At 44.5% G+C, this 13,082-nt stretch carries 18 protein-coding genes; 10 read left to right on the top strand and 8 right to left on the bottom strand.

Annotated elements, in window-relative coordinates; translation table 11 throughout:
* Positions 1-221 precede the first annotated feature (221 nt).
* The 4 genes from B9T16_RS02715 to B9T16_RS02700 form a co-directional block, all read right to left on the bottom strand.
* Positions 222-347 (bottom strand): hypothetical protein, encoded by a 126-nt coding sequence (locus B9T16_RS02715; RefSeq protein WP_410244046.1) that lies wholly within the window; start codon positions 345-347, stop codon positions 222-224.
* Positions 348-933: 586 nt separating this feature from the next.
* Entirely contained in the window at positions 934-1,098 is a 165-nt protein-coding gene (locus tag B9T16_RS02710; protein WP_006615950.1) for a hypothetical protein, read from the bottom strand.
* A gap of 5 nt (positions 1,099-1,103) precedes the next feature.
* Entirely contained in the window at positions 1,104-1,343 is a 240-nt protein-coding gene (locus B9T16_RS02705) for a hypothetical protein (protein WP_006615949.1), read from the bottom strand.
* 193 nt (positions 1,344-1,536) lie between these two features.
* Complete coding sequence (locus B9T16_RS02700) at positions 1,537-1,662, bottom strand: hypothetical protein (RefSeq protein WP_286131288.1); 126 nt, start codon at positions 1,660-1,662, stop codon at positions 1,537-1,539.
* A 244-nt stretch (positions 1,663-1,906) separates the two neighbouring features.
* On the opposite strand from B9T16_RS02700, the gene B9T16_RS02695 reads away from it, so the two are divergent.
* From B9T16_RS02695 to B9T16_RS02655, 9 genes are all read left to right on the top strand, one after another.
* Positions 1,907-2,734: a tetratricopeptide repeat protein gene (locus tag B9T16_RS02695; protein WP_014274124.1), complete on the top strand. Its 828-nt coding sequence runs from the start codon at positions 1,907-1,909 to the stop codon at positions 2,732-2,734.
* A gap of 81 nt (positions 2,735-2,815) precedes the next feature.
* Positions 2,816-4,036, top strand: a complete 1,221-nt coding sequence (locus B9T16_RS02690) for an RNA-guided endonuclease InsQ/TnpB family protein (protein WP_006617786.1) — start codon at positions 2,816-2,818, stop codon at positions 4,034-4,036.
* 66 nt (positions 4,037-4,102) lie between these two features.
* Positions 4,103-5,137, top strand: a complete 1,035-nt coding sequence (locus tag B9T16_RS02685; protein ID WP_410244045.1) for a CHAT domain-containing protein — start codon at positions 4,103-4,105, stop codon at positions 5,135-5,137.
* A gap of 263 nt (positions 5,138-5,400) precedes the next feature.
* Entirely contained in the window at positions 5,401-5,649 is a 249-nt protein-coding gene (locus B9T16_RS02680; protein ID WP_235181418.1) for a hypothetical protein, read from the top strand.
* A gap of 202 nt (positions 5,650-5,851) precedes the next feature.
* Positions 5,852-6,082, top strand: coding sequence for a type II toxin-antitoxin system Phd/YefM family antitoxin (locus B9T16_RS02675; RefSeq protein WP_006617784.1), 231 nt, complete (start codon positions 5,852-5,854; stop codon positions 6,080-6,082).
* Positions 6,079-6,255, top strand: a complete 177-nt coding sequence (locus tag B9T16_RS02670) for a type II toxin-antitoxin system VapC family toxin (protein WP_235181417.1) — start codon at positions 6,079-6,081, stop codon at positions 6,253-6,255. The genes B9T16_RS02675 and B9T16_RS02670 overlap by 4 nt, the downstream gene beginning before the upstream one ends.
* Before the next feature lie 25 nt (positions 6,256-6,280).
* Positions 6,281-6,469: a hypothetical protein gene (locus B9T16_RS02665; protein ID WP_235181416.1), complete on the top strand. Its 189-nt coding sequence runs from the start codon at positions 6,281-6,283 to the stop codon at positions 6,467-6,469.
* Between the two features lie 191 nt (positions 6,470-6,660).
* Positions 6,661-6,894, top strand: a complete 234-nt coding sequence (locus B9T16_RS02660) for a DUF433 domain-containing protein (protein ID WP_006617783.1) — start codon at positions 6,661-6,663, stop codon at positions 6,892-6,894.
* 8 nt (positions 6,895-6,902) lie between these two features.
* On the top strand, positions 6,903-7,559 hold the full coding sequence (locus B9T16_RS02655) for a Uma2 family endonuclease (protein WP_006617782.1): 657 nt from the start codon (positions 6,903-6,905) through the stop codon (positions 7,557-7,559).
* A 136-nt stretch (positions 7,560-7,695) separates the two neighbouring features.
* Here B9T16_RS02655 and B9T16_RS02650 read toward each other — a convergent pair whose 3' ends face one another.
* The 4 genes from B9T16_RS02650 to B9T16_RS02635 all read right to left on the bottom strand — a co-directional run bounded on the left by B9T16_RS02650 (position 7,696) and on the right by B9T16_RS02635 (position 11,470).
* A complete protein-coding gene (locus B9T16_RS02650; protein WP_353912550.1) occupies positions 7,696-8,367 on the bottom strand; it encodes an alpha-ketoglutarate-dependent dioxygenase AlkB family protein in 672 nt (223 codons plus the stop codon).
* A 73-nt stretch (positions 8,368-8,440) separates the two neighbouring features.
* Entirely contained in the window at positions 8,441-9,337 is an 897-nt protein-coding gene (locus B9T16_RS02645) for an ABC transporter permease (RefSeq protein ID WP_006617780.1), read from the bottom strand.
* Positions 9,338-9,647: 310 nt separating this feature from the next.
* On the bottom strand, positions 9,648-10,607 hold the full coding sequence (locus tag B9T16_RS02640; RefSeq protein WP_006617778.1) for an ABC transporter permease: 960 nt from the start codon (positions 10,605-10,607) through the stop codon (positions 9,648-9,650).
* Positions 10,608-10,702: 95 nt separating this feature from the next.
* Positions 10,703-11,470, bottom strand: a complete 768-nt coding sequence (locus tag B9T16_RS02635) for a proteasome-type protease (protein WP_006617777.1) — start codon at positions 11,468-11,470, stop codon at positions 10,703-10,705.
* 604 nt (positions 11,471-12,074) lie between these two features.
* Between B9T16_RS02635 and B9T16_RS02630 the strand changes: the two genes are divergently transcribed.
* A complete protein-coding gene (locus B9T16_RS02630) occupies positions 12,075-13,034 on the top strand; it encodes an RNA polymerase sigma factor, RpoD/SigA family (RefSeq protein ID WP_006617776.1) in 960 nt (319 codons plus the stop codon).
* The last annotated feature ends 48 nt before the right edge of the window (positions 13,035-13,082 follow it).

Here is a 13,082-nt window from a genome sequence, read left to right as displayed (position 1 = left end):
AGGCAAGTTGTGTCTATGATAGCAACCGCTATCATTCTCAGCGAACCCAAGGAAGCCGCCAACAGGGGCCGCTTCACAGACAGAATTGGTTCCCATTATTGACCCGGGTTCGGTTGCTGTAAACGGTTGAAGATGCGATCGCAGACCACTTCTCCATCTATAAGTTGTCCCTGTTCAATTGGAGGGGCACTCATCGCAATTTCCTGACGCAGTTCACTCAGCTATTGCTGGTGTTGGTCCAGGAGTTCTAGGGCGGCTAAGATGACCTCATGGGTGGATTGGTCATGTCCTGGGTTGAGTTGAGCCGCAATCCGTTGTTCTATTTCTGGGGTGAGGGATAGGGTCATGGCATCAGCAAGAGTGTGATTACCTTGATTATAGTCGTGGAGAAACGACAGGGGCGATGAGACTCAAATCATGGCTCTGTCAGGACTTACGCATTTGGGAAGGGCCAACCATCAATCTGTAGAGGCGATTCGCGAATCGCCCCTACATTTAGGGGTCATGTCCTGTCTGTGGCGGTTGGGGCGACTCAATTTCTGCGCCTTCGGGCAATAATAAAGGAGAGGCAGTTACAGGGAGAGTTGAGCGATGACTGGACGTTTAATTCCTAATCTAATTATCAAAAATCTCATCAAAAATTTCTCGCTTGACTCGAAAATTTATTTCTGTGATTTTTTGATACAAAACATCAAAATCTGAAATATTAATCTGACCTTATAAGTGTAATTTGCGAACCACTGCCAAAGTTCCTTTAACATTTAAGCCCAATCTTTTAGCCTCCTTTCTAGCCGCAAAGTCATCAAGAATTATATAATCTGCTTGTAACTCTATTGCCAAAGAGATGGCCTCTGATTCCCCTCGGCCTAGCCTATCATTTAAACGATTCGCCAAAGATAGTAATTTAAGTTCTTGGACTAATAATTGCTGATTTTAAATCAGTCGATTAACGTATTTTGATGCTGAATCTGGTTTGGCATTGATTTCTAATTGCACCCCTAGGGGGATATAAAACTGATGGGCGTCATTGATAAAATTTTCTAGGAAGTCTAATCTAGCCAGGAAAATTAACGGAGAACAATTGAAAACAATTTTCATCGTTTTTACCAAGTTTTTTCCATTTTAATATCTTCAGGGGTAAGATAAGAGAAATCGATACTCATCATTTCAAAAATATTTAAAAGCATCTCCGGTTCCATCTCCATGATTTCTGCTCCTTTCTGAAGGCTAATTAATCGAGAAACTAAAGCACCCACGACGAAAACAAATTTTTCCTTTTGTTCGATATCATTAAAAAGTTGCACTTCGGCAGCAATTTCTTGAAATTGGGTTGTGTTTTTCATGATTTTTTCTGGTTTTTTCAGTGATTATGAATCCGAATACCCATTGATAGTCCGAGCAATATCGATGCTATCGGGTCGAGGAAAAATGATGTAAACGGTTGAGGATGCGATCGCACACCTGTTCTCCATCTATAACTTGTCCCTGTTCAATTGGAGTGGCACTCATCGCAATTTCCTGACGCAGTTCAGTCAGCTATTGCTGGCGTTGGTCCAGGAGTTCTAGGGCGGCTAAGATGACCTCATGGGCGGATTGGTCATATCCTGGGTTGAGTTGATCCGCAATCCGTTGTTCTATTTCTGGGGTGAGGGATAGGTTCATGGCATCAGCAAGAGCGTGATTACCTTGATTATAGTCGTGGAGAAACAGCAGGGGCGATGAGACTCAAATCATGGCTCTGTCAGGACTTACGCATTGGGGAAGGGCCAACCATCAATCTGTAGAGGCGATTCGCGAATCGCCCCTACATTGAGGGGTCATGTCCTGTCTGTGGCGGTTGGGGCGACTCAATTTCTGCGCCTTCGGGCAATAATAGAGGAGAGGAAGTCACAGGGAGAGTTGAGCCATGACTGGACGCTGGGTAAGTTCGCTGTTGACGGTTTCGCTGCTGTTGGGCATGGGGTCTCTGTCGCCTTGGGTGGAGGCACAGACGGTTTTGGTGCAGGGGAGACTGTCGCAAAGGGAGGTTGAGGAACTGTTACAGGAAGCCCTTAAACAGACACGACAGGGGCAACCTGTGCAGGCGATTGAGACGTTTGAGCGTGTTTTAGAAGCGGCTCGACAATGGCAACATCGGCAGTTGGAAGCTGTAGCCCTTTTAGGGATTGGTCGAAATTATAACCGGATCGGACAAAGACAAAAGGCTTTAGAGTTCTATGAACAAGCACTGATTCCTTTTCGAGAGACGAATAACAGATCAGGGGAAGCCACCATCCTCACTAACATTGGCTTGGTGTACAATGCCTTGGGCAACCGGACTAAATCTTTGGACTATTTCAATCAGGCTTTGCCAATTTTCCGAGAAGTGGGCGATCGATCAGGAGAAGCCACCACTCTCAGCAACATAGCGTCTGTCTACCGAGACACCAATCAACCGGACAAAGCCATCACCCACTGGGAAGACTCCCTCAACATCCTCCTCTCCCTGCGTAGTGAACTGCAAAAAGAATTCCGGGAGACTTTCCTCCAAACCAATCGCGGCCCCGCCGTCGCCCTGGTTGACATCCTCATCGACCAAAACCAGCCCCAACGCGCCTTTGAATGGGCGAACCGCTTCACCACCTACGAACTCGCCGATTATAACCGTCTCATCGGTGTGAGAGTCGCCAACCCCGAAGCCCAAGCCGCCCTCGATGACCGAAAAATTGGGTACAAGCCCCGTCCTTTAGCGTAGCGGAGGACGGCTTTTTGGGTTTAACTTTATCATTCTGTCAATTTGGTGTTAGTATTTGATGCAAGAGCAAGCGCTGTCAAAATGTTCGTACTCGAATACAAAGTCAAGCCCAAGCCACGTCAAATTGAAGCCATCAACGAAGCTATTCGGACCACTCAATTTGTTCGCAATAAAGTTTTGCGTTATTGGATGGACAATCGGGGTGTAGGCAAGGTTGAGTTATTTAGATACAACACGAGATTAAGAAAAGAGTTTAATTTTGTTAACGATTTAAACTCCCATGCTTGCCAAGCTGCTGTTGAGAGAACCTTAAGAGCAATTACTCGTTTTTACGAAAATTGTCAAAATAACGTCAAAGGTAAAAAGGGTTATCCTCAATTCAAAAAACACTCTCGTTCAGTTGAGTATAAAGTCTCGGGATGGAAACTATCAGACGATAAACGTCATATTACCTTTACAGATAAAAAGGGTATAGGTCAACTTAAGTTGATAGGTTCTAGGGACATTAATTACTACCAACCTGAGCAAATTAAGCGGGTCAGGATTATTAACCGTGCCGATGGATATTATGTTCAATTCTGCATTAAATTAGACCCTAGAGATACCATAAAACCTTTAAATCCCTCTAAACAAGCAACAGGTATTGATGTCGGTTTAAAATTCTTTTTGGTTGATGCACAAGGAAATCAAGTTGATTGTCCCCAGCTTTATCGTCAATCAGAAAAACAATTAAATCGTCTCAATAGAAGAAAGTCTAAAAAATACCGCAAAGGTCAAAAACAATCCCGGAATTATCACAAAGCTAGACAAGGATATGCCAAAAAGCATTTAAGAGTAAGCAGACAGCGAGAAGAGTTTGTCAAGAGCGTGGCACTCCGTTTAATCCAATCTAACGATTTGGTAGTTTGTGAAGACTTAAATATTCGAGGTATGGTTAAAAATCATCGTTTAGCTAAGTCGATAACTGATGCAGGATGGGCTACTTTTAGACGATGGTTAGAGTATTTTGGGGAGAAGTACGGCAAGTTAGTGATTGCTGTTCCACCTCATAATACTTCTCAAAATTGCTCTAATTGTGGGCAAAAAGTCGAGAAGTCGTTATCTACTCGTACTCATGTATGTCCTAACTGTGGATATATAGATTGTCGTGATAGAAACGCAGCCATCAACATCTTGCAAAAAGGATTAAGTATGGTGGGGCGCACCAAATCTCAAGCTTCAGGAGACTTGTCCTCTAGTTGTGTTGGAGAAATCCTGCTCAATTACGGTGAGTCTGTGAATGAAGAATCCCCCCGCCTTTAGGCAGGGGAGCGTCAAAGCCTCAGCGTCCAGAAAGTCCCCATCGATGCCGATGAATTTAACAACTGGGTGACAGACTATCGCCAGATGCTCCAAAGCCGCAATTCTGGCTATCGTCGGGTTTCCGCCTCCCTCTACGACCACCTGATCCGCCCGGTTGCCCAAGACATTGAGGCACTCAACCCCCAACAACTCGCCATCATCGCCACCGGGTCCCTGCGACAATTCCCCTTTGAAACCCTCCGGGACTCACAAACCGACCGTTTCCTCCTGCAACAGTACCCCATCCATTACCTCACTCGTCTCTCCAGTCGTTCCCTCCTCGCCAATCCTTCCCCCTCCCGGTTTCTCACCTTTCCCCTGTGGACGATTCCCCTCCTCCTGGGAGTCCTGGGCATTGGCGCGMCGGTCAAACACCATTGGAAACTGGGGGGAACTTTGCTCACCGTCGCCCTAGTCACCGCCACCCTTTCCCCCCGCTTCTCTGCGGACTACCGAGTGCTAGGCTTTGCCAATCCCCAACCCCTAGACCCCTTTAACCTACCGGGAACGGAAGCGGAAGTCGATGCCCTCCTCCGCCTCGCCCCAGAGAGTGAGATTTACCGCCACCAACAGGCCACCTTGGAGGTGTTCAAACGTCAATCCCCCCGTCATCGCTATCTGCATCTAGCCACCCACGGCTGTTTTCAGCAATTGGGTTGTTGTTTGCAGGAGAATTGTCCCGATTATAAACCCGATATGAAACCCAACACCCTGTTATTTGCCGATGGAGAATATCCCCTAGCGGATGCGGCGTTACTGGGGTTACAGGATACGCAATTGGTGGCCTTAACCGCCTGTCAGACCGCGTTACAGACCAATATCGATGGAGATGCGATTATGGGGATGGCTTATATTTGGGAACGTGCCGGAGCCCGGGCGTTGATGGCGACCTTGTGGAATGTGGATGACCAGGCGACAGAGGTGGTGACAACGGAATTTTATCGTCTGGTGATGCAGGAGGGGTTAACCAAGGTGGAGGCGTTGCGTCAGGCGAAGTTAAGTCAGTCTCACCGTCATCCGTTTTTCTGGTCGCCCTTGGTGTTGATTGGCGACCCCCGTTAGGGAGTCACCACCAGAACCAGAACTATAGAGTTGACTGGAGACCGTTGGGGTTCCCCAACTCTAAACTAGAAAAGAGTTACCTTGTAAGTTGTGGGTTCTATTTCTGACGAAACCCCATTTCTGGAAACCCTTAAAGATGGGCGCACTTTTCGCGCCTAATAGCTAGAATCTAGGAAGGAGGGCAACCCGACGTCAATTATTTGCTCTCATCGGACCACATTAGTTTTTGGCAAGGAGGGTCTCGACGAGAGTTTTCCCGTTTAATGAATCGGATAAGTCAGCATTCTCTATTGTCAGAGATTCTCCAATGCCTTGCCTCGGCTCCCATTTTACCCTTTGATGTGCAGGCGATCGCAGTTTTCCAGGAGCTACGAAGCGCAAAAAATTCGAGTATCTACAATGGATCTGAGAATGGCGGCGATCGCGGGATAGGGCGATCGGGTTTTGTTAACCCGAAACCTCCAAGATTTCAGGAAAGTCCCAGGCTTAACAATTCAAGATTGGACAGTTGATTAACGCGCCCATCAGGTCATCTCCCACTTATTCACGCATCCTGACCCGAAACCGGGTTTCTGGAACAACGGGTAATGGTTATTTAATCGGATTAGATATGACTTCGGAAATACCGTAGGTCAGGACTCCGGGAATTTCTAATCAGCTAAAATTCAGCGGTGCGACATTTACAAGATTTTTTCACCCTCCAGGAGGTAACCGATGACAGAAATTACGACCCATGAACTGCCTCAAATTCTCCAGAATCTCTTTTTAGAAGTCGAACGCACTAAAACCCCCATTACGGTCATCCATGAAGGCAAACCCTTAGTGATTATCTATCCCGCCACTCCCTCAGATGAACGCCCCGCTTTTGGGGTCATGAAGGGAAGCGGTGAAATTTTAGGAGATATAATTACTCCAGATCCTCAACCCTGGGATGTGCTGCAATGAAACTGCTGCTAGATACCCACATTTGGCTGTGGTATTTACTGGGAAACCAACGCTTATCAAGCCAACTTCAAACTACAATTGTCGCTCCTAATACTGAACTTTGGCTGAGTCCAATTAGCATTTGGGAAACATTGATTTTAGCAGAAAAAAAAACGGATATCTTTACATCCTGACCCGATTACATGGGTTAACTTAGCGTTGAAAACACTGAAAACTCGTGAAGCTGAGATGAATTATGCCATTGCTATTTTAAGTCGCCAGATTTCCCTACCCCATCAAGACCCAGCCGACAGATTTATTGTAGCCACCGCTATGTACTATGGGTTAACACTGGCTACAGTTGATGCTAATATTATCAGCAATTCAGCGATCGAAACCGTTAGTTAAGCAATAGTCTAGCTTGATATTGCGTCAGGCGAAATTAAGTCAGTCTCACCGTCATCCGTTTTTCTGGTCGCCCTTGGTGTTGATTGGCGACCCCCGGTAGTCCAGACGCTGGGTTAGGACTCGGGGAATTTCTAGTAAACTAAAATTAACGACACCGTGAATCGAACCGAATCACAAGGAAACCATCAAGTATGAGCGAACTACTTTCCAGAATTACCGTTAATCCTAGACAATGTGGCGGTCGCCCCTGTATCCGAGGAATGAGAATCCGAGTATCCGATGTCCTGGACTTGTTTGCCTCCGGTTTAAGTCAGGGAGAAATCCTTGAAGAAATGCCTGATCTCGAAGCTGGTGATCTCAAGGCTTGTCTAATCTATGCGGCTCGTAAACTAAACCACCCCCGTTTGAATCTGTTAAGCATTTAAAGATGAGCATGAATCCCCTCTCTAATCTAATCGCCAGTGATACCTGGGTTCCTGCTACCTGGAATGAGTACCTGAGTGCTTTGGATGACCCCGCCCACGCTAAATCCAAAGGCTATTACAGTAATGGGCGAATGCGATTAGAAATGCAACTCTCCGTAGGTTTTGACCACAGCAACAATCATGCAATTATCGCCCTTGCTATTAATCTCTATGGCATTTTGAAACGCATTCCATTCACAATTGTGGGCAACTGTTCTTTCCGCAAAACCGGCTATGTCGAATTTCAGCCGGATTTAGCTTGTTACGTTGGCACCAAAGCCACCGCTATCCCCAGGGGCACTGACATTGTAAACCTGGAAGAGTATCCGGTGCCGGATTTGGTGGTGGAGGTGGCAAAATCATCCCTGTGGGACGATCGCACGGTTAAGCGAGTGCTGTATGAAGAGGTGGGGATTGCTGAGTATTGGATTGTGAACGTGGAAACTGGGGAAGTATTGGCTTATCAAATGAGCGATCGCGGTAGTCAACGAATTGATGTCTCTTTGATGTTTCCAGGACTAGAGATAGCGACCCTAGACCAAGCGCTACAACGGAGTCGCAACCAAGACCAGTCCCAAGTTGGGGCCTGGTTAATGGCACAGTTTCAGTCCCCTGAACATGGATAATGGACATGGGAATAGTCCTGCATCCCAATGAGCCAAAGCCTCTATGCTGAAATTCACACCTAAATCTAGCTTAGGGGTGGGCGCGAGATGGTTTGGGACTAAGGCGATCGCCTCCTAAATATCTGATTTATTGTGATTATTTAACCATTCTAAAAGTTAAATTAATTCGCGGTTCCACAACTTGGGAAGTTTTGGGGATTTGATGTTGCCAAAAGTGCTGAGTCTCCCCTTTCATTAACAGCAGACTACCGCTGGTTAAGTCAATATTAAATTTCCGGTTTTTGTGGATTTTATGCTTCCCAGAAAATCGACGGGTTCCCCCTAAGCTGACTGAGGCGATTATCGGATTTTTCCCTAGTTCTGGTTCATCATCGCTATGCCACGACATACTATCTTTTCCATCCCGATAGAGATTAATTAAAACACTATTAAAAGTCACTTCCGCTATATCTTCAACCTGGGATTTGATTGATTTAAGTGTCGGGTTCCAGGGTTGTGCATGATGTTTGATGCCTGAATATGTATAGGATTTTCCTGCATCTGCATACCAAGCTGTCAGTCTCGGTATGGGTCTGATTTTTCCAAATATTTTAATCTCTTCTTGTCTCCAATTAAGGGATTTATACAACTCCCAAAATAAGCGATCGCTTTCTTTCAATGTCAAAAAATTGCCATACAATATGACCAAACCATCAGTATCAATAATCACTTTTTTGCCTAAATCTTTCACTGAACCAGGATGGCTGATATCTGGTTGATTATCCCACAGTCTCATTTGCTGATACATAATTCCACCAAAATTAATCACTGGGAAATGCTGCTTTTATCTGATTACCCATATTTTAGCATAAACGCCGATTTCTTAGTGCCAACTATCAGGATTAAACATGAGATTTTGGGTCTAGTGCATCTCGTAATCCATCGCCAATATAGTTGATACTAATTACTGTTAAAAAAATGGCTGCACCGGGAAATATAACCATGTGCGGCGCGGTTTCTATGTAGTTTTGGGCATCATATAACATCCTTCCCCAGGTGGGAATATCTGGGGGAAATCCTAACCCTAGAAAACTTAGGGTTGATTCCGTGATAATTGCTGTTCCTACTGATAGGGTCGCTGCGACAATAATCGGAGTCAGAACATTCGGGAGAATATGAACTAAAATTAAACGGTGCGGTTTAGCCCCGATCGCCTTAGCTGCTATCACAAAATCCATCTCTCTCGTTGACCAAAAACTCGCTCGCACTAATCGGGCTACAGACATCCAATTAAGTCCCCCTACTACTAATACAATTAAAATGAAAATTCCCGCTTCTGAACCGGCGATCGCTCTCATCGGTTCCCGAAATAAGTAAATCACTAATAATAATATCGGCAATTGCGGTAACGCTAAAAATAAATCCGTTACTCCCATTAATATACTATCTACAATACCTCCATAAAATCCGGCGATCGCACCTATGAAAGTTCCTAAAGCGATCGCCACTAACATCGCCGCCAAACCCACCGCTAAAGAAATGCGTCCACCCCTCAGAATCCTCGCTAATTGGTCTTGTCCTAAATCATTAGTACCAAAGGGATGCTTCCAACTAGGAGGTAACACAGAATTACCAAAATCAATCCGATCCGTTGGTGTCGTATAAATCATTGGACCGAATATAATAGACACTATAATCAGTAGTAACACACAACTACCAATTACCGCCATTTTATCCCGCCGAAATCTTACCCATATATCTGACAATACACTGCGGGTTTTCAACACATCATTAGTCATATCACCTTTAATATTTTGCCGATTAATTCATTAATCTTGATTTTATCTGATCAAGTTGATGTTTTCATCAATTAAAAAAAAATTGTTCATCCAGATCATGGCTGAGGGTTGACAAGTGCCGGGAGCTAATGATATTATATTGACAAATAGGTTAAATAATTGGGTATTGGCATAAATAAAAATTGTGCAAATATTCCGATTATGTAAAATGATATCACAAGTCAAGCCAAAAAGCCACCACCCCCGCCAAAAAAAAATTTTTTGCAACATTTCTTAACATTTCTTTACATAACTTAACAATCATCCTGAGCTATTTATATTGAACGCGAGGGTCTAAAAATCCATATAGGATATCAGCAATGAGGTTAAAAAACACGACCAAAACCGCATAAACAAAGGTAATACCCATGACGACTGGGGTATCACTACGATAAATAGAATTGACCAAAAGCGCGCCAATTCCGGGGACTCTAAACACCTGCTCTGTAACCAATGCGCCCGTAAAAATTTCCGGGATATTTAAGGCCATTAAAGTGATAACAGGAATTAAAGCATTGCGTAAGACATGAAAGTTAATCACCTGAAAATTAGGTAATCCTTTAGCGTGTGCGGTGCGGACATAATCGCGGTTTAACTCCTCCAAGATGGCCGACCGAATAAATCGCATTAACACGGCTGATTGGAATAATGCCAATACCGAAATTGGCATTATTGACTGTTGAATTTGTTGCCATAATGTGGATAAGTTAGTAACCTGTAGGTTACTATTATAGATAAACGGAAACCAGTTGAGATTAACACTAAAGATAATAATAAATAACAGCCCCGTAAAAAAAGGTGGCAGGGAGAATCCCAAAAAAGCGAAGGTGGTAGCTAGTTGGTCAAATAGTGAATAGCGCTTGATGGCGGAAATTATGCCCAAGGGGAAAGCGATAATGACTGCCAAAAGATACGCAGAACCAGCTATCCAGAGGCTGGTGGGTAGTCGTTGGCTAATTAGTTCACTGACAGGAACCCTGCTGGTAAAAGAGTAGCCCATATCCCCTTGTAAAAATGACCAAGCCCACTTAAAATAGCGAATCCATATCGGCTGATCTAAACCTAGCGATCGCCTTATATTTTCGCGAACTTCCGCCGTAATAGAAGGGTTAGAGGCGAACTCTCCCATGGGGTCGCCGGGGGCTAATGCCAAGACTAGAAATAATACAACACTAATGGCTATCAAAGTAGGAATAGCAGTTAATAAGCGATTAATAATATATCTAGTCATCGGTTAATTTTGATGATGGATTAGATAGATTGAGTGATATGGACAAGGTAAGCCTGGGGTGAGCTTTACCTTGTCTGAGGGATATTTGCTCCAACTCAGTCAATCAGAATATCCTCAGAGGATTGGTCTTCCCGGTGTTGCCAGTTGATGCTGGGAATGTGTTCAAAGGCTTGTTTAAGGGAGTCTTCCCACATTTTCCTAATTTTGGCTAGGTAGGGGTCTCCCAGACGCAGACGCAGCCAGTTATCAATTACAAAAGTATCTCTTTCATACATAGCCAGATTGATAGGGGGACCCACAGAGATATTAGACTTCATGGTAGAGTCAATAGACAAAAGGGCACATTTAGCGGCCGCCTCTAATTGGGTATTAAAACTGAGGGTACGATCTAAAATGGGTTTACCATATTTGGTCTCCCCAATTTGCAGGAAGGGGGTGTCCTTGGTGGCATGGATGAAGTTGCCTTGATTATAGATCAGGAATAGGGCGGGGTCTTGACCTTTAATCTGACCAGCTAAGAGCAAGGTGCAACTAGCATCAATGTTATGCTTTTTGAGGGAGGCTTCATCAAATTCTTGCATTCGCCGCAGTTGACCACCTACATAACGAGCGACATCATACATCGATTCGAGGTTATGGAGATTTTGATTGTCGTGAATTTTGAGGTCTTTCTCTAGTGTGCTGATAATTCCCTGGGTGATAGATAGGTTTCCGGCGGTAGAGAGTAAAATCACCCTTTCCCCAGGATTAGAAAAATCAAATAGTTTGCGATAGGTAGAAATGTAATCAACTCCTGCGTTGGTGCGGGAGTCGGCAGCCATTACAAAGCCGTAAGAAGTAATTATACCGAGACAGTAGGTCATAACCGGAGGAAGTGATAAGGGCATATTGACATTCCCCGCGTTTCATAGAGACGGGGAGATTATTAGGATTAGTAGGGTGGGTCAGATTGAGAAAAATAACCGGATAACCGAAAACTATCCACAACTGACACACCTTACAGACAGACCCAGTTGGCTGAGGATTGATTGCTGGCCACCACTATAGGGTGGGGCTTTACCCCAAATTATTGGTCACTTCTGACAATACCTCACTATTGAACCTAGAAACAATGCACAGTTTGTAGCTGACTATCCCCTGGGACGGATATGGCGAGGGGGCTAAAATTATCCGCTCACGATCCCATTTTGTTTTCCATGATGCAATTGCAGAATTGATTACGGGCTACCCTCAAACCAATTGATTTGGCAAATTATAAAAATTCAATCGAAAAAAGGATGGTCATTTGGTCTCATAAATGTTAACATTCGTAACATAACGTTGAGTAATGTAAACGCCTTGGCGTTGATAGGCGCTGGGCTACTAAGGATGCCTGGCTGCTACATCGGAGAAAAGCGTGATTGCCCGTCGCTTTTATTTCCAGTTCAAGTTATGGGCTTAATTTGTCAGAGCTATCGGGGAGATGCCATGAAAACTGCTAAAACCTCGGACACCGACTCGGTGCGGGCCTACCTGCGAGAAATTGGTCGTGTTCCTCTGCTGACCCATGAGCAAGAAATTCTCTATGGTAAACAGGTACAACAGGCAACTTTATTGCAGGAAAAACGCAATGAGTTGGCTAAACAATTAGGCTATGAACCTACTGAGGCTCAATGGGCTGAATTAGTTAACTTGTCTGTGGCACAATTGCAACATATCTTGCATCAGGGTCAATTAGCCAAGCGTAAGATGGTAGAGGCTAATCTGCGTCTGGTGGTCTCTGTGGCCAAAAAGTATATCAAGCGCAATGTGGATCTGCTCGATCTCATTCAGGAAGGTACTATCGGGATGCAACGAGGAGTTGAAAAGTTCGATCCTACTAAGGGTTATCGGTTTTCTACCTATGCCTATTGGTGGATTCGACAAGCCATTACCCGCGCGATCGCTGAAAAAGGCCGTACTATTCGCTTGCCGATTCATATCACAGAAAAACTTAATAAAATCAAAAAGGCACAACGTCAACTTGCACAACAGTTAGGCCGAGCAGCTACTATGAATGAATTGGCTGCTGAGTTGGATCTCACTCCTAAGCAGATTCGTGAGTATCTCGAAAAATCACGTCTTCCTTTATCTCTCGATCTGCGGGTTGGTGATAATCAGGATACGGAATTGGTTGACCTGTTGGAAGATACTACCAATTCCCCTGAGCAGTTTGCTCTTAATTCTTCTTTGCGATCAGATTTAGAATCTTTGATGACTGATCTTACTGACCAGCAACGACAGGTTTTAGCTCTGCGCTTTGGTTTGGATGATGGACAGACTTTAACTTTGGCTAAAATTGGCGATCGCCTTAATATCAGTCGTGAAAGAGTCCGACAAATTGAACGGGAGGCTTTGACCAAACTTCGTAAGCGCAAACAGGATGTTAATGATTACCTAGCTAGTTAATAATCTACTTTTTTTGATTCTACTCTGGGGAAATTAACTATTTCCCCA

The organism is Arthrospira sp. PCC 8006 (assembly GCF_046480465.1).
Lineage (GTDB): Bacteria > Cyanobacteriota > Cyanobacteriia > Cyanobacteriales > Microcoleaceae > Limnospira > Limnospira platensis.
The sequence above is the reverse complement of the archived record's forward strand: the minus strand, read 5'-3'. Positions and strand labels throughout refer to the sequence as shown.

Excerpts from the sequence above, each read along its gene's own strand:
- B9T16_RS02675 (WP_006617784.1), top strand. The coding sequence starts at position 5,852 with ATGACAGAAATTACGACCCATGAACTGCCTCAAATTCTCCAGAATCTC.
- B9T16_RS02640 (WP_006617778.1), bottom strand. The coding sequence starts at position 10,607 with ATGACTAGATATATTATTAATCGCTTATTAACTGCTATTCCTACTTTG.
- B9T16_RS02645 (WP_006617780.1), bottom strand. The coding sequence starts at position 9,337 with ATGACTAATGATGTGTTGAAAACCCGCAGTGTATTGTCAGATATATGG.
- B9T16_RS02690 (WP_006617786.1), top strand. The coding sequence starts at position 2,816 with ATGTTCGTACTCGAATACAAAGTCAAGCCCAAGCCACGTCAAATTGAA.
- B9T16_RS02700 (WP_286131288.1), bottom strand. The coding sequence starts at position 1,662 with ATGAACCTATCCCTCACCCCAGAAATAGAACAACGGATTGCGGATCAA.
- B9T16_RS02680 (WP_235181418.1), top strand. The coding sequence starts at position 5,401 with ATGAATCGGATAAGTCAGCATTCTCTATTGTCAGAGATTCTCCAATGC.
- B9T16_RS02670 (WP_235181417.1), top strand. The coding sequence starts at position 6,079 with ATGAAACTGCTGCTAGATACCCACATTTGGCTGTGGTATTTACTGGGA.
- B9T16_RS02695 (WP_014274124.1), top strand. The coding sequence starts at position 1,907 with ATGACTGGACGCTGGGTAAGTTCGCTGTTGACGGTTTCGCTGCTGTTG.
- B9T16_RS02655 (WP_006617782.1), top strand. The coding sequence starts at position 6,903 with ATGAATCCCCTCTCTAATCTAATCGCCAGTGATACCTGGGTTCCTGCT.
- B9T16_RS02710 (WP_006615950.1), bottom strand. The coding sequence starts at position 1,098 with ATGAAAATTGTTTTCAATTGTTCTCCGTTAATTTTCCTGGCTAGATTA.
- B9T16_RS02705 (WP_006615949.1), bottom strand. The coding sequence starts at position 1,343 with ATGAAAAACACAACCCAATTTCAAGAAATTGCTGCCGAAGTGCAACTT.
- B9T16_RS02660 (WP_006617783.1), top strand. The coding sequence starts at position 6,661 with ATGAGCGAACTACTTTCCAGAATTACCGTTAATCCTAGACAATGTGGC.
- B9T16_RS02715 (WP_410244046.1), bottom strand. The coding sequence starts at position 347 with ATGACCCTATCCCTCACCCCAGAAATAGAACAACGGATTGCGGCTCAA.
- B9T16_RS02630 (WP_006617776.1), top strand. The coding sequence starts at position 12,075 with ATGAAAACTGCTAAAACCTCGGACACCGACTCGGTGCGGGCCTACCTG.
- B9T16_RS02635 (WP_006617777.1), bottom strand. The coding sequence starts at position 11,470 with ATGACCTACTGTCTCGGTATAATTACTTCTTACGGCTTTGTAATGGCT.